Origin of the sequence: Burkholderia sp. AU27893, assembly GCF_002223205.1 — a bacterium.
GTDB lineage: Bacteria > Pseudomonadota > Gammaproteobacteria > Burkholderiales > Burkholderiaceae > Burkholderia.
In genome coordinates this window covers 1576325-1594980 of sequence record NZ_NKFD01000004.1, presented here as the reverse complement: position 1 = coordinate 1594980, position 18656 = coordinate 1576325, and the positions used below count along the sequence as shown (strand labels likewise).

Here is an 18656-nt window from a genome sequence, read left to right as displayed (position 1 = left end):
CTTGCGCGCGGCTGCATCCGACGCGCCCCCGCGCGGGGCGCGACACATCAAGAAACAACGGAGACACACGATGACCCACAGCAGCGAGCGCCCGGCCGGTTCGGCCGGCGGCGCGGATTCCCGACATGCCGACCCCGATGCGATGTTCGCGTCGCACGAAGTCGGTTATGCGAAGCAGTTGAAGCCCCGGCACGTGCAGATGATCGCGATGGGCGGGGCGATCGGCACCGGCCTCTTTCTCGGTGCGGGCGGGCGCCTGCAGCACGCGGGGCCGGCGCTCGCGCTCGTGTACCTCGTCTGCGGCGTGTTCGCGTTCCTGATCATGCGCGCGCTCGGCGAGCTCGTGATGCACCGGCCGACCAGCGGCAGCTTCGTGTCGTATGCACGGGAGTTCATGGGTGAACGCGCCTCGTTCGTCGCGGGCTGGATGTACTACCTGAACTGGGCGACCACCGGCATCGTCGACATCACCGCGGTCGCGATCTACATGAAGTACTGGGCCGTGTTCACGGACGTGCCGCAGTGGGTGTTCGCGCTCGGCGCGCTCGGGATCGTGTCGGTGATGAACATGATCGGCGTGAAGGTGTTCGGCGAGATGGAGTTCTGGTTCTCGCTCGTCAAGGTCGGCACGCTCGCGGTGTTCCTCGCGGTCGGCGCCGTGTTTCTCGCGAGCGGCCATCCGGTCGCCGGGCAGATGCCGGGGTTGCATCTCGTCGCGGATCACGGCGGGATCTTCCCGCACGGCATCCTGCCGGCCGTGCTGATCGTGCAGGGTGTCGTATTTGCGTACGCGAGCATCGAGCTCGTCGGCGTCGCGGCGGGCGAGACCGCCGATGCGCGCAAGGTCTTGCCGAAAGCCATCAACAGCGTGATGTGGCGCATCGCGCTGTTCTACGTCGGCTCGGTCGTGCTGTTGACGATGCTGCTGCCGTGGACCGCGTACAGCGCGCACGAAAGCCCGTTCGTGACGTTCTTCAGCAAGCTCGGCGTGCCGTACGTCGGCACCGTGATGAACGTCGTCGTGCTGACCGCCGCGCTGTCGAGCCTGAACTCCGGCCTCTATTCGACCGGGCGCGTGCTGCGCTCGCTCGCGATGGGCGGATCGGCGCCGCGCTTCGTGTCGCGGATGAACGCACGCGGCGTGCCGTACGGCGGGATCCTGATCACGGTCGCGATCAATGCGATCGGCGTGCCGCTGAACTACATCGTGCCGGCCCAGGCGTTCGAGATCGTGCTGAACATGGCGTCGCTCGGGATCATCACGACGTGGGGCTTCATCGTCATGTGCCAGATCCTGTTCCGTCGCGCGGTCGATCGCGGCGAGCTGAAGGCCGTGTCGTTCCGGATGCCCGGCGCGCCGTTCACGTCGTGGCTCACGCTGGCCTTCCTCGTCGGCGTGCTGGTGCTGATGGCATTCGACTATCCGGGCGGCACGTGGACCATCGCAACGATTCCGGTCGTCGTGCTCGCGCTGGTGGTCGGCTGGAAGCTGGCGAAGCGCGGTGCTGCGCGGGAGCAGGCGGCGGATGCGCTTGTGTCGGCGGCCACGCGCGCCGTTGCCGATCCGGCGCGGGGCGCCTGAAGGCGGTATGCGCCGGGCGCGCCGGGTCGTTCGAGGCCGGCGCCCCGGCGTGCCGCCAAGGTCAGTTCAAACCGGCTCGTTCGCCGACCCATCGGGCGAACGAGCCGGCCATTTCCGCGGTCAGCTCGTGGCCGGCCGCATACAGCCGCGTTTCGTGCGCGACGCCGAGCGCCGTGAGTTTCGCGTCGGCGGTGTCGGCCCACGCGACGGGCAGCTTGTCGTCGAAGCGGCCGTGCACGATCAGCGCATGGAGCGGGCGAAGGGCATCGCGCGGCGCGATCAGCGGATCGATTTCGGGCAGGATGCGCCCGCACAGCACTGCGAATGCGGTGACGTCCTGCGGCGACGTGAGGCCGACGCTCGCGCTCATGATGCCGCCCTGGCTGAAGCCGGCAATCACGGTCGGCAACGCGGCGCCTGCGTCATCGTTGCCACGGAAGCTGCGGAGCAGCGTGATCAGCTTGAGTCGGCTCGCGTCCGCGCGGGCCGCGTCGATTTCGGGGCCGTTCGGGCCGAAGCGCACCGGAAACCACGCGTGCTGGTCGGGGCCGAACGCGAGCGGCGCGCGCAGGAACGCGATCTCGATGCGCGGATCGATGACGTCGGCCAGGTTCAGCAGGTTGGTTTCGTTGCCGCCGACGCCATGCAGCAGCAACAGGCGGGCAGCGGGGCGGCCGGCGGCCGGGCGCAGCCGGTACTGGAGGCCCGACTCGGGATCGGTGGTCAGCGGCAGGACGTCGGTCATTGGGTGGGGTCCGGGAGGGGATGATCCGGCAGTCTAAAGCGCGCGACGGGAGAGGGGAATCACCGGATGGCGATTGATTATTTCCAGTTAGGAATGAATTGTCGTATGTGCGCTCGTTCAGACGAATCGAATGCGTGACGAAACGGGTGGCCGACGCCGCCCGTTTCGCGTTACCGCAACCGGATCACCGTCGACTTCAACTCCGTATATTTCTCCAGCGCGTGCAGCGAGTTGTCGCGCCCGTTGCCCGATTCCTTGAAGCCGCCGAACGGGAAGTTCATGTCGTCGGTTTCCTCGTAGCCGTTCACCCACACCGTGCCGGCCCGCAGCCGGCGCGCGGTTTCGTGCGCGGTCGTGAGGTTGGCCGTCCATACCGATGCCGCCAGCCCGTAGCGCGTGTCGTTCGCGTGCGCGATGGCCGTATCGAGGTCGTCGAACGCCGTGACCGCCAGCACCGGCCCGAAAATCTCCTCGCGCACGATCCGCGCGTCGGCACGCGGGCAGTCGAACACGGTCGGTTCGACGTACTGGCCGCCGCTCCCGGCGCGCGCCCGCTTGCCGCCCGCGAGCAACGTCGCCTCGTCGCGGCCCGCGTCGACGTAGCCGAGCACGCGTTCGACCTGCGCGGCATCGATCAGGCTGCCCATGCGCGTCGCGGGCGACAGCGGATCGCCGGGCGCGTACTCGGGGGCGATCGCGAGCACGCGCGCGACGAGTTCGTCACGGATCGCACGATGGACGAGCAAACGGGAACCCGCCGTACACATCTGCCCGGTGTTGTAGAACACCGCATGCGCGACGGTGCGCGCCGCGCGTTCGAGGTCCGGACAGTCGGGCAGCACGATCTGCGGCGACTTGCCGCCGAGTTCGAGCCACACGCGCTTCAGGTTCGAATCGGCCGCGCAGCGCGCGACCTTGTGGCCGACCGCGGTCGAGCCGGTAAATGCGATGCAATCGACGTCTGGATGCCGCGCGAGCGCTTCGCCCGCATCGCCGAAGCCCGGCAGCACGTTCAGCACGCCGGCCGGCAGCCCGGCCTGCGCGGCCAGCGCGGCGAGCCGCAGCGCACTGAGCGGCGATTTCTCCGACGGTTTCAGCACGACGCTGTTGCCGGCCGCGAGCGCCGGCGCGCATTTCCACATCGCGATCATCGCGGGGAAATTCCATGGCACGACCGCCGCGACCACGCCGATCGGCTCGCGCGTGACGAGCCCGACGAGATGCGCGTCGGCCGGCGCGACTTCGCCGCCCGTCTTGTCGATCGCTTCGGCGAACCACTCGGCGCAGTAGGCGGTCGACGGGATGTCGATCGTGGTCGTGTCGCCGATCGGCTTGCCGGTGTCGAGCGTTTCGAGCAGCGCGAGATCGTCCGCGTGCTCGCGGATCAGCGCGGCCCAGCGCAGCATCACGCGCTTGCGTTCGCGCGGCGACGCGTCGCGCCACGCACCGCTTTCGAATGCGCGCCGCGCGGCCGCGACCGCGAGGTCGGCGTCGGGTTGCCGGCAATGCGCGACCTGCGCGAGCGCCCGGCCGTCGATCGGGCTCGTGCAGGCGAAGGTGGCGCCGTCGTGCGCGTCGCGGAACGTACCGTCCACGAAGGCGCGGGAATCGATGTCGAGCTGGCCGGCGCGCGTGCGCCAGGCGTCGTTCGTCTGCATGAGAACACTCCGTCGTGGGTCGGCGAGATCAGCGTGAAGCGGGCGTCGGGCGGCGGATCGCGATCGCGCGGCCCGCATGCGGCTCGTGCGGCGCACGCGCATGTTCGGCGTGAATCGCGTCGAGATGCCGGCGGATCGCGGCCGGGAACGGCGCGGAGCGTTTCGCGCGCAGGTCGACGTGGGTCAGCAGTTGCTCGCCGGTCGCGAGGGGGGCGCCCGTCGTCGCGTGGTGCATCGAATGGAACACGTGCAGCCGCCGGTCGTCCATGTCGAGCAGCCGCACCGTGAGCCTGAGCGGTTCGCCGAGCATCGCTTCGCGCAGGTGGCGGATATGCGTTTCCGCCGAGTAAATCGAGTAGCCGGCCTCGCGATAGTCGTCGTCGATGCCGAAGTAGCGGAAGAACGCATCGCTGCTGTCGCCGAACACGAGCAGATAGCACGATTCGCTCATGTGGCCGTTGTAGTCGACCCACTCGGGCCGCACGGTGCAGCGATGCAGTTCGAGGGGCGTCGCGATCGGTGCGGCGGGGTCGTACGGACGCGCCTTCTGTCCTTCGTAGGCCGAGCGCAGGCGCGGCTCGGCGGCGGGGCTGAGGTGGGTCGTCATCCAGTGCACTCCAGGGTTCGGAACGGGCCCGCACGTCGTCCATGGGGGCTGCCGGTCGATGGTATGACGGGTTGAACGTTTTTTCAATAAAGAGATCGCCGATACGTGTAAACACCGGTGCGGATTCTTCGTTCAATCAATTGAACATTCATTCAACTGAACCTATACTCGCCAGCGCCGCGATGCCGAAGCGAAGCAGGGCGGGCGGCGCATCTGCACGATACGCACAACGAAAAATCGATCCGCCTCGCGCGGAAAACCGGAGACACCGAAAAATGAAGAAGCGCTTCCTGCTGGCCGGCATGATGTCGGTGATGGTCCACGGCTACGCACACGCCCAGAGCAGCGTCTCGCTGTACGGGATCATCGACGGCGGCATCACCTACGTGAACAATACGGGCGGCGCGCACGCGTACCTGTTCGACGACGGCGTGTCGTACGGCAACCGCGTCGGCCTGATGGGCACCGAGGATCTCGGCGGCGGCAACAAGGCCGTGTTCAAGCTCGAGAACGGGTTCCGGCTCGGCACCGGCAAGCTGAACCAGGGCGGCGCGATGTTCGGGCGGCAGGCGTACGTGGGGCTTGGCAACGACTGGGGCACGCTGACGTTCGGCAACCAGTACGACTTTGCATTCGATTTCACCGCGAACTACAACGTCAGCGCGTTCGGCAGCGGCTACGGCGTGCACCTGGGCGACTTCGACCGCCAGAGCGGCGACCGGCTGCAGAACGCGGTGAAGTTCGTCAGCAACAGTTTCCACGGGCTCGTGGTCGGCGGCATGTACTCGTTCAGCAACGATGCGGGCAGCTTCCACGACGGCAGTGCGTGGAGCCTGGGCGCGAGCTACACGCACGGCGATTTCTCGGCAGGCGGCAACTATACGCGGCTCAACGCGCCGCGCCGGCTCGCGGCGCTCGATCCGTATGCGCAGATGGGCGTGAGGACGATGCTCGGACAGACGGTCGCGACCGTCGATCCGGCGACGGGCGCCGTCACCGACCTGCACGATTCGACGCCGTTCTCGATCGACTCGCAGTCGATCTTCGGGATCGGCGCGTCGTACACGCTCGGCAAGCTGACGCTCAACGCGGATTTCAGCAACACGACGTTCAAGGGCTACGGGCAATCGTCGACGATGCGCGTGTACGAGGCGGGTGGCCTGTACCAGGCGACCCCGGCGCTGTCGCTCGTCGCGGGCTACCAGTACACGACGTTCGAAGGCCATCACTGGCACGAAGTCGCGCTCGGCACGCACTACGCGCTGTCCAAGCGCACCGACGTCTATGCGGCCGTCGACTGGATGCGCGCGTCGAACGGCGTCGATGCGGTGATCGGCTACAGCTTCACGCCGTCGACGAGCCGCACGCAAGCCGCCGCACGCATCGGCATGCGGCACAACTTCTGATCGTTTTCCCCGCACGGCCCGGCCCGGGCCTGTGTTGAAGGGTGGCGTCGTCGCCGCGCTGCGCGATGTGCGCGGCGACGATGGCGTGAGCACGGACGGCACGCCCGGCGAGCGTCATCGAACGCACTGCGGCGAAGACCCGCGCACGGTTGCCACCGGCCCGCCCGGGCGATACATGAGCGGGCCGGCGGGTGTCAGGCGTCGAGCCTCACCAGCGCATCGACGGCCACCGCGCCGCGTTCCATCACCAACAGCGGATTGACGTCGAGTTCGACGAGCGTGTCGGCGTGTGCCTGCGCGAAGCGTGCGATCGCCATCACGTTCGCCACCACCGTATCGAGATCGGCCTTCGGCCGTCCGCGATAGCCGGTCAGCAACGGGCCGAGCTTCAGCCCGAGCAGCGCGTCGCGCACGTCGCTTTCACGCACCGGCAGCAGGAGCGTCGCGGTGTCGCGGATCAGCTCGACCAGCACGCCGCCGGCGCCGAGCACGAGCGCAAGACCGAAATTCGGCTCGCGCTTCACGCCGACGATCAGTTCGAGCAGCGGCGCGTCGGCCATCTTCTCGACGAGGATGCGCTCGACGCGCACGTCCGGCGCGTAGTGCGCGACCTGTTCGGTCATTCGCTCGACGGCGGCGGCGACGGCGTCGGGCGACGCGAGCTTCAGCACGACCGCGCCGGCCTCGGTCTTGTGCGGCAGGCGATCGCTGACCACTTTCACGCAGACCGGAAACCCGAGCCGCTGCGCGGCGGCCGCCGCATCGGCGGGCGCGACGCATTCCGCTGCCGGTACGTCGAGCCCGTGCGCGGCCAGCATCCGCTTGCTCGCCCATTCGTCGTGCAGCGTCGTGGCGCCGTGATTGCCGCCGCCGTTGCCGGCCCGCAGAACCGGCAGCGCGTTCAGCGCATCGGCGTCGAGCACGCGACGGCGCGTCTCGCCGTAGGTCATCGCCGCGCCGATTGCGTCGATCCCGTCGGCGAGCCCCTGCAGCGGCGCGATGCCGGCCGCGGCCATGCGTGCGGCGTGATCGGGCGGCGTGAGGTCCGGAAACACCGAGATGACCGCGCCGACCACGCCGTGCTGGCGCGCGGAGGCCGCGAACGCGTTTGCCGCGATGTCGCACAGCGGCCGTTCACCGGTCGCTTCCTGCGGATAGTCAAGGATCATCGCGGCCGCGCCGGGCCGGTCGGCGAGCAGCGCGTCGCAGCACGCGCGCATCTTGTCGGCGTCGCCCCACGGTGTCGTCGTGAAATCGAGCGGGTTCGCGATCGTCGCATAGGCGGGCAGCACGTTGCCGAGCGCGTGGCGCCCAGCGTCGCCGACCGGCGGGAACGCGATGCCGCGCACTTCGCCGAGATCGGCGACGAGCCCCGCATCGCCGCCGGACGTCGCCAGCGCGGCAAGCGTGCGGCGCTCGGGCACACCGGCGATCGCGAGCAGCTTCAGCGTTTCGACGAGGCCGACCGGGTCCTTCACGCGGATCACGCCGAGCCGCCGGAACAGTGCGTCGTACAGCGCGTCCGAGCCCGCGAGCGAACTCGTGTGGCTGATCGCGAGCTGCGCGCCGAGCGCCGAGGTCCCGCTCTTCAGCGCGACGATAGGCACGCCGCGCGCGAGGGCGCGGGCGGCGGCCTCGCTGAACGCGCGCACGTCCTTCAATCCTTCGAGATGCACGCCGATCGCGCGGATGCGCGGATCGTCGACGAAGGCATCGACGAGGCGCGCGATGTCGACCGACGCCTGGTTGCCGACGCTCGCCAGGTACGCGAACGGCACCGAGCGTGCGCTCATCGACAGGTTGTACGCGAGGTTGCCGCTTTGCGTGATCACCGCGACGCCCGACTCGACGCGCGGCGCGCCGTGCGCGACCGGCCACAGCGCGCTGCCGTTCAGGCCGTTGATCAACCCATAGCAGTTGGGCCCGAGCACGGCCATGTCGCCGGCGGCGTCGACGAGCGCCTGCTGCAGCGCGGCGCCGTCGGCCCCGGTTTCGGAGAAACCCGACGCGTACACGATCGCGCCGCCGGCGCCGCGCTCGGCGAGCGCGCGCACGACGTCGATCGCCTGCCGCGCGGGAACCGCGACGAACACGGCATCGGGCGCGGCGGGCAGGTCGGCGACGCTGGCATGGCAGCGCACGCCGTCGATCTCGGCATGATTCGGATTGACGAGCCAGATGTCGCCGGCATAGCCGTGGTGGCGACAGCGCTGTACGGCGCCCGCGATGCCGCGCCCGCCGACGAACGCGATGCGGGCCGGCTCGAGCAGCCGCCGCAGGTTGGCCGCGGCAACGGCACGGCGATCCCTGACTTCGGGGGAAGAGGTCATGATGGTCCTTTCGGAACGCGCGCCGGCTTGCGCGCCGGCGCGACGATTCGCGTCAGCTGTAGCGTCGGAGGATTTCCTTGGACAGGATGTGGCGCTGGATCTCGGACGTGCCTTCCCAGATACGCTCGATGCGCGCATCGCGCCAGAAGCGCTCGATCGGCAGTTCGTCCATCAACCCCATCCCGCCGTAGATCTGCACCGCGTGATCGGTCACGCGGCCGAGCGTCTCGGTGGCCAGCAGCTTCGCGAGCGCGGCGTCGCCGTCGGTCATCGTGCCCTGGTCGAGCTTCTGCGCGGTATAGAGCGTGACGAGTTCGGCCGCGCGAATCTCGGTCTGCATGTCGGCGAGCTTGAACGACGTGCCCTGGAAATCGCCGATGCGCTTGCCGAACTGATGGCGCGTCGCGGCCCATTCGGCGGCCATCTCGAACGCGCGCTGCGCGCGGCCGATGTTGTTCGCGGCGACCATCACGCGGCCGGCGGTGAGCCAGTCGTTCGCAAGCTCGAAGCCGCGATGCTCTTCGCCGAGGATCTGCGCGGCGCTCACGCGGCAGTCGGACAGGAAGATCTCCGACTGGTGGTAGCCGCGCAGGCTCGTGCAGTGCGGGCCGCGCCGCACGGTCATGCCCGGCGTGTCCTTGTCGATCAGGAAGCAGGTCACGCGCTTGCGCTTCTGGCCGCGCACTTCCTCCTCGCCGGTGACGGCGAACAGGATCACGAAGTCGGCCGTATCCGCGTGGCTGATGAAATGCTTGCTGCCGTTGATCACGTAGTCGTCGCCGTCGCGCACCGCGCGCGTGCGGATGCCCATCGCGTCGGAGCCCGCGCCCGGTTCGGTCAGCGCGAAGCAGTCGACGCGCTCGCCGCGCACGGCCGGCTTCAGGTAGCGCTCGATCTGGTCGCCCTTGCAGGCCATCAGGATCTTGCTGGGACGCGCGACGAACACGTGCAGCGCCCAGCTCGTGCGGCCGAGCTCGCGCTCCACCAGCGCCTGCGTCACGTAGTCGAGGCCCGGGCCGCCCGCGCTCTCGGGCATGTTGAACGCGTAGAAGCCGAGCTCGAGCGATTTGCGGCGGATCGAATCGGCGAGTTCGGCCGGTACGTCGTCCGCGCGATCGACTGCGAATTCATGGGGCTGGAGTTCCTTCTCGACGAACTGACGCAGCGACGTCACCAGCATGTCCTGCTCTTGGGTCAGCGAAAAATCCATCAATCATCTCCCGACAAAATGGGGGGCGCGACCTTCGACCGACGCGCGAAGCGCTTCCTGGCCGTCCTCGCTGTGACCGCAAGCGACGCCGGCCGCCAACTCGCCGCGCAGTTGCTCGGCAAGGGTATGCGTGAGCGACTGCGCGAGCAGCGCCTTGGTATGGCCGAACGCGACGCTCGGCCCTTGCGCGAGCCGCGCGGCGAACGCGGCGACGTGCTCCGCGAACGCGTCGGCGTCGACGACTTCGGAGACCAGTCCGGCCGCGAGCGCATCCTGCGCGTTCCAGCGTTCGTTCAGGAAGATGAAGCGGCGCGCGACGTCGGGGCGCGCAAGGCGCGGCAGGAACCAGCTTCCGCCCATGTCGGGGCTGTAGCCCATGCCCGTATACCCGCAGCGCAGCGTCGCGGCCGTGCTCGCAATGCGGAAGTCGCACGCGAAGCCGATGTCGGTGCCCGCGCCGACCGTCGAACCGTTCAACGCGGCGACGGTGGGGCGCGGAAACGCGGCGAGCGCCTGCACGAAACGGTGCGCGCGTTCGGTCCACCCGTAGGTGTCGAGTTCGCCGTTGCGCTCGGCCTCGGCCCACTCGTCGACGTCCGCGCCCGCGCAGAATGCGCTGCCGGTGCCGGTCAGCACGACGCAGCGTACCGCCGGATCGTTCGCGAGCGCGTCGAGCGTCTCGCGAAGAAAGTCGAGATGCGGCCGCGCGAGCGAATTGCGCTTCGCCGGGCGATTCAGTCGAAGGGTCACGACGCCGTCGTGCCGTTCAATTCGGATGTCCTCGATGCTCATGCTGATCACTGTCTCCTGGTTGTTGTGTGTCGGGGTGTGTCAGAGCCGGCAAGGGTCGCCGCTACTTGCGGACCGCATTTCGGCATAGTATAAGTTCTGTTAAATGAACGTTCAACCCAATTGTGAGTCGACCAGGAGACACACGATGAGCGCGGTGATGGAGACGTCGGCAGGTGTGGAGGAAGGAAGGGCCGGGGCGCATGCGGCACGCACCGCATCGGCGGAGCGCATCGCGAGCGGCGCAGGCCTGCAGATCGATCGCGTGTCGAAGCGCTACGGCAGCGTGCATGCGTTGCGGGAAACGTCGATCGAGATTCCGCGCGGCGAATTCCTGACGATCCTCGGGCCGTCGGGTTCCGGCAAGACGACGCTGCTGACGATCGTCGCGGGCTTCGAGCATCCGACCACCGGCGACTTGCGCGTGGGCGGCCGCAGCATCGTCGCGTTGCCGCCGGAGAAGCGCAACTTCGGGATGGTGTTCCAGGGCTATGCGCTGTTTCCGCACATGACGGTCGAACAGAACGTCGCGTATCCGCTGATGGTGCGCAAGCAGAAGGGGCCCGACGCGGTGAAGCGCGTGAAGGCCGCGCTCGATCTCGTGCGGCTCGGCCATCTTGCGGATCGGCTGCCGCGCCAGTTGTCGGGCGGCCAGCAGCAACGCGTCGCGATTGCGCGCGCGCTGGTGTTCGATCCCGATCTCGTGCTGCTCGACGAACCGCTCGGCGCGCTCGACCGCAAGCTGCGCGGCGAGGTGCAGGTCGAACTGAAGGCGCTGCACGAACGGCTCGGGGCGACGTTCCTGTTCGTCACGCACGACCAGGAGGAAGCGCTGTCGATGTCGGACCGGATCGCGATCATGCGCGACGGCCGGCTCGAGCAGATCGGCACGCCGGACGGGCTGTACGAGCAGCCGGCCAACCGCTTCGTCGCGGATTTCCTCGGCAAGAGCAACTTCATCGAAGGCGTCGCAGTCGGCGGCGATGCGGACACCACGCACTATCGCGTCGGCGATACACGGTTCGTCGCGCCCGCGTGCGACGCACGAGCCGACGACACGCTGCTGTTCGCGCTGCGTCCCGAGAAGGTCGCCGTGTCCGCGACGTCGTGCGGCGGCGCGTACAACGAAGTGGCCGGCCGCATCCGTCATTGGAGCTATTTCGGTTCGTCGTACCGCTTCGAGATCGAGACGTCGGCGCTCGGCTGCATGACGGCGGACGTGCCCGCGTGGCGAGGGCTCGCGTCGCCGCGCACCGGCATGGACGTGTTCGTGCAGTGGGAGCGCGACGCGACCTGCCGGATCGCGGCCGACTGACGCGGCGAACGCTGCATCCCGCGCGACGCGGCGGCTGCCGTCGTCGCCGGCCGATTCCCCGTGCCCGACAACGCCGAGATGCGTGCGGGCGCTGTTCAGCCTGGAGGAGACACCATGACGAACCGCCATCTGCAGGATCTGCTCGACCAAGCACGCGACCTTCAACCCGTGACCTCGCAACGCCGCCGCGATTTCCTGCGGCTGTGCGCGGCCGCAGGCATCGCGCCGACGCTGCTGTCGCTCGGCGCGAAGGACGCGCTGGCATCGAACCCGAAGGAAATCGTGCTGAGCGCATGGGGCGGCGAAGCACGTTCGGCGTTCCGCTCCGCATACATGGACCCGTTCACGAAGGCGAGCGGCATCAAGATGGGTTACGACTCGTCGCCGGAGGACGGCAAGATCAAGGCGATGGTCGAGAACCGGAACGTGATCTGGGACGTGATGGACCTCGACGGCTTCGCGGCGATCAAGCTCGGCAAGCAGGGCTTCCTGCGGCCGATCGACTACTCGGTCGTGGGCCGCAACGCGCTGCCGGGGCTCGCGTCGGATTTCGGCGTGCCGTCGTACCTGCTGAGCTACGTGCTCGTCTACGACGCGCGCAAGTTCGGCGCGAATCCGCCGAAGAACTGGGCCGATTTCTGGAACGTCGGCAAGTTTCCGGGCAAGCGCGGGCTGTGGAAGTGGATGGGCGGCGCGCTCGAAGCCGCGCTGATGGCCGACGGCGTCGACAAGGACAAGGTTTATCCGATCGATGTGCCGCGCGCGCTGAAAAAACTCAAGGAGCTGCGCTCGAACGTGCTGCTGTGGGATTCGGGCGCGGACAGCCTGCAACTGCTGCGCAACGGCGAAGTCAGCATGGCGTGCATCTGGCATACGCGCGCGAACGTGATCCAGCGCGAGCGCAACGGCCGGTTCCGCTATACGTGGGAGCAGGGGCTCGCGTCGTGCGACGTGTGGGGCGTGCCGAAGAACAACCCGTCGGGCGACGCCGTGTGGCAGTTCATCAAGTTCGTGCAGGGTGTCGAGCCGCAGGTGCGCCTGCTGTCCCTGCTCGGCAACGGGCCGGTGACGCCGGCCGCGACGGCGGCGGTGCCGCAGGCGCTACGCGCCGACAATCCCGGCACGCCGGAGAACTGGGCGAAGCAGTGCAAGGTGAATCCCGAATGGTGGGCGCAGCATTACGAAGCGACGCTCGCGCAGTACACCGACCTGATGTCGTCCTGATCCGCCGTCTCGTGAGCGTGACGCCATGACTACCCTGTCTCCTCCCGCCGCGGGCACCGTCCCGCTCGGCCGCGCGAAGGCCGACCGCTACTGGCTGCTCGTCGTGCCGCTGCTCGCGGTGCTGATCGTGCTGTACGTGGTTCCGCTCGTGCGCGTGCTGTGGCTCGGCTTCACGGTGCCGGCGCCCGGCCTGCAGAACTACGCGCGGCTGCTGGAGAACCACGGCGTGCACCGCGTGCTGTGGACGACGCTGCGCGTGTGCGCGGTCACCACGGTGTTTTCGGTCGCGCTCGGCTACGCGATCGCCTATGCGATGGCGCACGTCGGCCCGCGTCAGCGGATGGCGCTGATGTTCGGGTTGCTCGTGCCGTTCTGGGCGTCGGTGCTGGTGCGTGCGTTCTCGTGGCTGTTCCTGCTCGGCGAGCAGGGGCTCGTCAACACGCTGCTGATGCGCGTCGGGCTGATCGATGCGCCGCTGCCGCTGATGCGCAACGAGATCGGCGTCGTGATCGGGATGATCCACTTCATGATTCCGTATGCGGTGCTGCCGCTGTACGCGAACATGAAGGGCATCGACCCGCAGCTCGCGCGTGCGTCGCAGGGGCTCGGCGCGGGCGCGTTCGTCACGTTCCGCAAGGTGTATTTCCCGCAGACGCGGCCGGGCATCGTCGGCGCGGCGATCCTCGTGTTCATCTTCTCGCTCGGTTTCTACGTGACGCCGGTGATTCTCGGCGGCGGCCGCACGGTGATGATCGCCGAGTACATCAGCACGCAGATCCTGCAGCTCGTGAACTGGGGCAGCGGGGCGGCGCTCGCGTCGCTGCTGCTGGCGTCGATCCTGGCGGCGCTCGCGTTGCTCGCGCGTTTCGTCGACCTGCGCGAGCTGTTCGGCGCGCGCTGATTCGAACGGAGGACGAACCGATGAAGAACCGAATGACCGCAGGGCGCGCGCTGGTGGTCGGGGTCGCGTGGGCCGCGATCCTGTTCCTGATGCTGCCGCTGCTCGTGTCGGTGCCCGTCTCGCTGACGCCGAGCGACTACCTGTCGATGCCGGACGGCGCGCTGTCGTTGCGGCACTACGGCGTGCTGCTCGACGACGACGGCTGGGTGTCGAGCTTCCTGCAAAGCGGGCTGATCGCGCTGGCGTCGTCGGCGATTTCGGTCACGCTCGGCACGCTGTGCGCGATCGGGCTGTGGAAGGTCGCGTCGCGGCGCGGCGAGTTCGTGCGCGGCGTGATCCTGTTTCCGCTGATCGTTCCGCCGATCGTGTCGGCGCTCGCGTTTTATCGGCTGTGGGGCGAGCTCGGGATGCTCGACAGCCTGCCGGCCGTGATCCTGTCGCACGTCGTGCTGTCGGTGCCTTACGTCGTGGTGGCCGTGTCTGCGTCGCTCGCGACGGTCGGCCTGCGGATCGAACAGGCGTCGCGCAGCCTCGGCGCGAACCTCGCGCAGACGCTGCGCTACGTGATCCTGCCGTCGATCCGGCCGGGGGTGCTGTCCGCGGCGGTGTTCGCGTTCATCCTGTCGTGGGACGAGCTGGTCGTCACGCTGTTCATCTCGAGCCGGAGCGTGTACACGCTGCCGCGCCGCATGTGGGACGGGATGCGCGAGAACGTCGACCCGGCGATCGCGTCGGTGTCCACGCTGCTGCTCGTCGCGACCTGCGTCGCGATCGGCCTGTCGCTGCTGCGCAAGCGCGCGGCCGGGGCCGTGTGAGTTCCACCCTTCAACGTTACGTTGCGGAGAAAAATCGCATCATGAAAGTCCTGATCGTCCACGCCCATCCCGAACCGCAGTCGTTCACCACGTCGATGCTGCACCGCGCAGTGAGTACGCTCGAGGCGCAGGGGCACACCGTGACGGTGTCCGACCTGTACGCGATGCAGTGGAATCCGGTGGCGAGCGCGGCCGATTTCGGCGTGCGCAAGAACCCCGACTACCTCGTCTACGCGCTGGAGCAGCGCGAGAACGTCGCCGCGCACGCGATCGCGCCGGACATCGCCGCAGAACTCGACAAGCTGTTGGCGTGCGACGTGCTGATCCTGAGCTTCCCGCTGTTCTGGTGCTCGGTGCCGGCGATCATGAAGGGCTGGATCGACCGTGTGCTCGTGTCGGGCAAGGTGTACGGCGGCGTGCGCTTCTACGATCGCGGCGGGATGCGCGGCAAGCGCGCGCTGCTTGCCTACACGTGTGGCGGCCGCGACTACATGTTCGGCGCGGATGGTGTGCATGGCGACATGGACCTGATGCTGCGCCACGTGCTGCGCGGCACGCTCGGCTACGCGGGCTTCGACGTGCTGCCGTCGTTCGTTGGCTATCACGTGCCGTATATCGGCGATGCCGAGCGCGCGGCCGTGCTCGACCGGTACGGCGACTACCTGGCGCGGCTCGACCGGCTCGAACCGATGGCGTTCCCGACGCTCGACGATTTCGACGGCGACATGCGGCCGCGCGAGCGCGCGCCGCAGGAAGCCGCGCAGGACTGATCGCGACACCCGGCCACGATGCCGATACGCGTCTCAACCATCCGACCGCTTGAGAGTTCGAGCAATGACCCTGACGTCGAGCGACCTGCTACTGTTCCTGACCGGCCTGCTGACGCTGTTCTGCCCGCCGGTCGCGATCCCGATGTACGCGGCCGTCACCGGGCATTTTCCCGACGTGACGCAGCGGCAGATCGCGTTCAGGCTGTTCGCGTGGATCGCGGCGCTGATGGTCGGCGCGGTCTGGGGCGGGCAGTTCCTGCTGCGCATGCTCGGCCTCACGCTCGGTGCGCTGACGCTGACGGGCGGCCTCGTGCTGTGCCTGTGGTCGATTCCGATGATGCGCGGCACGGCCAACGACGAACGCAGCGGCGGGGAGCGGCGGCTCGAATATGCGCAGTGGCGCAACTACATCGCGGTGCCGCTGATCTTCCCGCTGTCGATCGGCAGCGCGGTGATGTCGCTCGTGATCACGACCGCGACGCGCTTTCATACACCGTCCGACCTGCTCGCGCTGAGCGCGGCCTGCGTGCTGCATGCGGGCGTGATCGGGCTCACGTATGCGTGCTCGGCGTCGTGGTGCCGGCGGCTCGGCGAGATCGGCAGGACGCTCGTCGAGCGGCTGTCGGGGATCGTGCTGACCGCGATCGCGTTCCAGATGCTCGCGCAGGGTGTGCGCGAATTGTTGCCGGGGCTCGCGCATTGACGGTGGCCGCGCCGGCCGGTACGCGATTCAGAAACCTATCTTGAACGTTGGAAAAGACATGAAAACAGTAGGCATGTATCTCGTCGACCTGCTCGCCGCCTACGGCGTCGATACGGTGTTCGGCATTCCCGGCGTGCATACGATCGAGCTGTATCGCGGCCTGGCCGGCAGCACGCTGCGTCACGTGAGCGCGCGCCACGAGCAGGGTCTCGGCTTCATGGCGGACGGCTATGCGCGCGCGACCGGCAAGCCCGGCGTGTGCTTCGTGATCACCGGCCCCGGGATGACGAACATCGCGACGTCGATGGCGCAGGCGTATGCGGATTCGATTCCGATGCTGGTGATCTCGAGCGTCAATGCGTCCGGCGATATCGGCTCGGGCAACGGCCATCTGCACGAACTGCCGGACCAGCACGCATTCGCCGGGAACGTTGCCGCGTTCAGCTATACGGTGCCGCGCGCCGACGCATTGCCGCAGGCGATCGCGCGCGCGTTCGCGGTGTTCTCGGGCGGCCGGCCGCGCCCGGTGCACCTCCAGATCCCGCTCGACGTGCTCGCGGCGCCGGCCGACACATTGCCGCCCGTGCCGGCTGTGCCACCGCGCGTCGCGCCCGGCCCCGCGTCGGCCGACGGCATCGACGCATTGCGCGCGAAAGCGGCTGCCGCGCGCGCACCGCTGATCCTGGCGGGCGGCGGCGCGCTCGACGCCTCCGACGACGTACGGTGGCTCGCCGAAGCACTCGATGCGCCGGTCGTGATGACGATCAACGGGCGTGGCGTGCTGCCGCCCGCGCATCCGCTCGGCATCGCGTGGTCGGCGTCGAGCGACGCGGTGCGCGCCCTGATGCGCGACAGCGACCTGATCGTCGCGCTCGGCACCGAGCTCGGACCGACCGATTACGACCTGTATGCGACGCGCAGTTTCTCGATGCCCGCGCCGCTCGTGCGGATCGATATCGATCCCCAGCAGCTGTGCCGCAATGCGGTGCCCGCGCTGCCGTTGCTCGGCGACGTCGGCGAAACCCTGCGCGCGCTGCGGCGCGTGTGGCCCGGCGACGCGCTCGCCCGTGCGGAGCGCGGCGGCGTCGAACGCGCGACGAAGTGCCGTGCGGCGGCGCGACAGGAACTGAACGACGAAATGCGCCGCGATCTCGCGCTGCTCGACAGCGTGCGCGACGCGCTGCCCGATGCGGCGATCGTCGGGGATTCGACGCGCATCGTCTACGCGGGCAACGTCGGCTTCGCGGCGCCGCGCCCGCGCAGCTGGTTCAACGCGTCGGTCGGGTTCGGCTCGCTCGGCTACGGGCTGCCGGCGGCCGTCGGCGCGAGCCTCGGCGATGCGTCGCGGCCGGTGGTCTGCGTCGCCGGCGATGGCGGATTCCAGTACACGCTCGCGGAGCTCGGCACCGCGGTGCAGCATCGGGCGCGCGTGATCGTCGTGCTGCTGAACAACGGCGGTTACGGCGAAATCAAGCGTGCGATGGTCGACGGCGGGGTCGAGCCGGTCGGCGTGGATCTGCATACGCCGGATTTCGTCGCGATCGCGCGGGCGTATGGATGGGGCGCGCAGCGGGTCGAGGAGGGCGCGTCGCTGGCCGGGGCGCTCGGCGAGGCGGCGGCGCATGACGCGCCGTATCTGATCGAGATTCGCGCGCGCTGAAAACGCGAACGGCCTCGCGATGCGAGGCCGCCGGCTGCGCCGCCGGGTTGCCGGCGGCGATAAAGCGTCATGTCGCCGGTGGCGCGCCGCGTTACGCGCGCTTGCGGGCCGTCTTCGGCGGCGGCAGGAACGTATCGACGACGCGCAGGCAGCTCGTCAGCGCGTCTTCCGCGGTAAAGGACGTCGGGTCGCGCGCGAGCTCGAGCCAGAACCCGTCGATCACGGCCGTCAGCGTCAGTGCGGCGAGATCGCTGTCGACGGTGCCGCCGCGTACTTCCGCGATCTGGTCGAACAGTTTCTTCAGGGCTTGCCGGTAGCCCGCATACAGCTCCTTGTGCGCCTTGCGGATCACCGGGTCGCTGTGCGCGACGCTCCAGAAGCCGAGCCACACCTTCACGTTCTTCGGCGCGAACACCGGCGCGGCGAAACACACCTTGATGATCGCGTCGAGCTTGTCCTCGGGGCCGGTCGCGTTCGCGGCCGCTGCACGCGACACGTCGAGCAGGTCGGACGCGAGCCGCTTGTAGGTCTGCGCCATCAGCTCGTCTTTCGACTGGAAGTGATGGTTGATCAGCCCGCGCGACACCTTCGCTTCCGCGCAGATGCGGTCGATCGTGGTTTCCGAATAGCTGTAGCGCGCGATGCAGCGCATCGTCGCGTCGATGATCGATTGCTGCCGCACCGCGGGCGTTTCGCGGATGCCGCGGCTGCGGGCCTGAACCGGTGCGCTGCCAGGAGTCTTTTTCACGGGGTGACCTTACGGAATCGTCATGGCACCGATTATAGGGGAGTGTCGGACGCTTGTTCAATTACACCATCGAAAGCGGCGTGGAACCCGCGAAAACCCTTGCTTCCCGATTATTGAAATCTGTTGAACCACCGTTCAACAGCGCCTATACTCGACTCCGCATGAGGTTGGTCGGCCATTCAACAGGACGCCG

16 protein-coding genes are annotated in these 18656 nt (G+C 68.5%); 9 read left to right on the top strand and 7 right to left on the bottom strand.

What is annotated here, in order from left to right; all coding sequences use genetic code 11:
* Positions 1 to 70: 70 nt before the first annotated feature.
* Positions 71 to 1582: an amino acid permease gene (locus CFB47_RS26975; RefSeq protein WP_089462850.1), complete on the top strand. Its 1512-nt coding sequence runs from the start codon at positions 71 to 73 to the stop codon at positions 1580 to 1582.
* A 61-nt stretch (positions 1583 to 1643) separates the two neighbouring features.
* Here the strand turns inward: CFB47_RS26975 and CFB47_RS26970 are convergent, their stop codons facing one another.
* From CFB47_RS26970 to CFB47_RS26960, 3 genes are all read right to left on the bottom strand, one after another.
* Positions 1644 to 2327 carry an alpha/beta hydrolase gene (locus CFB47_RS26970; RefSeq protein WP_089462849.1) on the bottom strand — a complete coding sequence of 228 codons (684 nt, stop codon included), beginning with the start codon at positions 2325 to 2327 and terminating at the stop codon, positions 1644 to 1646.
* Positions 2328 to 2497: 170 nt separating this feature from the next.
* Entirely contained in the window at positions 2498 to 3985 is a 1488-nt protein-coding gene (locus CFB47_RS26965) for an aldehyde dehydrogenase (RefSeq protein ID WP_089462848.1), read from the bottom strand.
* Between the two features lie 28 nt (positions 3986 to 4013).
* Positions 4014 to 4592: a thioesterase family protein gene (locus CFB47_RS26960; RefSeq protein ID WP_089462847.1), complete on the bottom strand. Its 579-nt coding sequence runs from the start codon at positions 4590 to 4592 to the stop codon at positions 4014 to 4016.
* A 275-nt stretch (positions 4593 to 4867) separates the two neighbouring features.
* On the opposite strand from CFB47_RS26960, the gene CFB47_RS26955 reads away from it, so the two are divergent.
* Positions 4868 to 5998 (top strand): porin, encoded by a 1131-nt coding sequence (locus CFB47_RS26955; protein ID WP_089457942.1) that lies wholly within the window; start codon positions 4868 to 4870, stop codon positions 5996 to 5998.
* Positions 5999 to 6192: 194 nt separating this feature from the next.
* Here the strand turns inward: CFB47_RS26955 and CFB47_RS26950 are convergent, their stop codons facing one another.
* Genes CFB47_RS26950 through CFB47_RS26940 form a run of 3 tightly spaced genes read right to left on the bottom strand, consistent with a single transcriptional unit; the run spans position 6193 to position 10330 of the window.
* Positions 6193 to 8328, bottom strand: coding sequence for an acetate--CoA ligase family protein (locus tag CFB47_RS26950; RefSeq protein ID WP_089462846.1), 2136 nt, complete (start codon positions 8326 to 8328; stop codon positions 6193 to 6195).
* Between the two features lie 52 nt (positions 8329 to 8380).
* Positions 8381 to 9538: an acyl-CoA dehydrogenase family protein gene (locus CFB47_RS26945; protein ID WP_089427807.1), complete on the bottom strand. Its 1158-nt coding sequence runs from the start codon at positions 9536 to 9538 to the stop codon at positions 8381 to 8383.
* 3 nt (positions 9539 to 9541) lie between these two features.
* Positions 9542 to 10330: an enoyl-CoA hydratase/isomerase family protein gene (locus CFB47_RS26940; RefSeq protein WP_089462845.1), complete on the bottom strand. Its 789-nt coding sequence runs from the start codon at positions 10328 to 10330 to the stop codon at positions 9542 to 9544.
* A 145-nt stretch (positions 10331 to 10475) separates the two neighbouring features.
* Here CFB47_RS26940 and CFB47_RS26935 point away from each other — a divergent pair, with 145 nt between their 5' ends.
* From CFB47_RS26935 to CFB47_RS26905, 7 genes are all read left to right on the top strand, one after another.
* On the top strand, positions 10476 to 11642 hold the full coding sequence (locus CFB47_RS26935; protein ID WP_089462844.1) for an ABC transporter ATP-binding protein: 1167 nt from the start codon (positions 10476 to 10478) through the stop codon (positions 11640 to 11642).
* A 114-nt stretch (positions 11643 to 11756) separates the two neighbouring features.
* Positions 11757 to 12866, top strand: a complete 1110-nt coding sequence (locus CFB47_RS26930; protein WP_089462843.1) for an ABC transporter substrate-binding protein — start codon at positions 11757 to 11759, stop codon at positions 12864 to 12866.
* Positions 12867 to 12891: 25 nt separating this feature from the next.
* On the top strand, positions 12892 to 13767 hold the full coding sequence (locus CFB47_RS26925) for an ABC transporter permease (protein ID WP_089457947.1): 876 nt from the start codon (positions 12892 to 12894) through the stop codon (positions 13765 to 13767).
* A 20-nt stretch (positions 13768 to 13787) separates the two neighbouring features.
* Positions 13788 to 14582, top strand: coding sequence for an ABC transporter permease (locus tag CFB47_RS26920; RefSeq protein WP_089427802.1), 795 nt, complete (start codon positions 13788 to 13790; stop codon positions 14580 to 14582).
* 41 nt (positions 14583 to 14623) lie between these two features.
* Positions 14624 to 15352, top strand: coding sequence for an NAD(P)H-dependent oxidoreductase (locus tag CFB47_RS26915; RefSeq protein ID WP_089462842.1), 729 nt, complete (start codon positions 14624 to 14626; stop codon positions 15350 to 15352).
* A 64-nt stretch (positions 15353 to 15416) separates the two neighbouring features.
* Entirely contained in the window at positions 15417 to 16055 is a 639-nt protein-coding gene (locus CFB47_RS26910) for a MarC family protein (protein ID WP_089462841.1), read from the top strand.
* A gap of 58 nt (positions 16056 to 16113) precedes the next feature.
* Positions 16114 to 17715 carry a 5-guanidino-2-oxopentanoate decarboxylase gene (locus CFB47_RS26905; RefSeq protein WP_089462840.1) on the top strand — a complete coding sequence of 534 codons (1602 nt, stop codon included), beginning with the start codon at positions 16114 to 16116 and terminating at the stop codon, positions 17713 to 17715.
* A 91-nt stretch (positions 17716 to 17806) separates the two neighbouring features.
* On the opposite strand, the gene CFB47_RS26900 is transcribed toward CFB47_RS26905, so the two are convergent.
* Entirely contained in the window at positions 17807 to 18463 is a 657-nt protein-coding gene (locus CFB47_RS26900) for a TetR family transcriptional regulator C-terminal domain-containing protein (RefSeq protein ID WP_256941130.1), read from the bottom strand.
* Positions 18464 to 18656 lie beyond the last annotated feature (193 nt).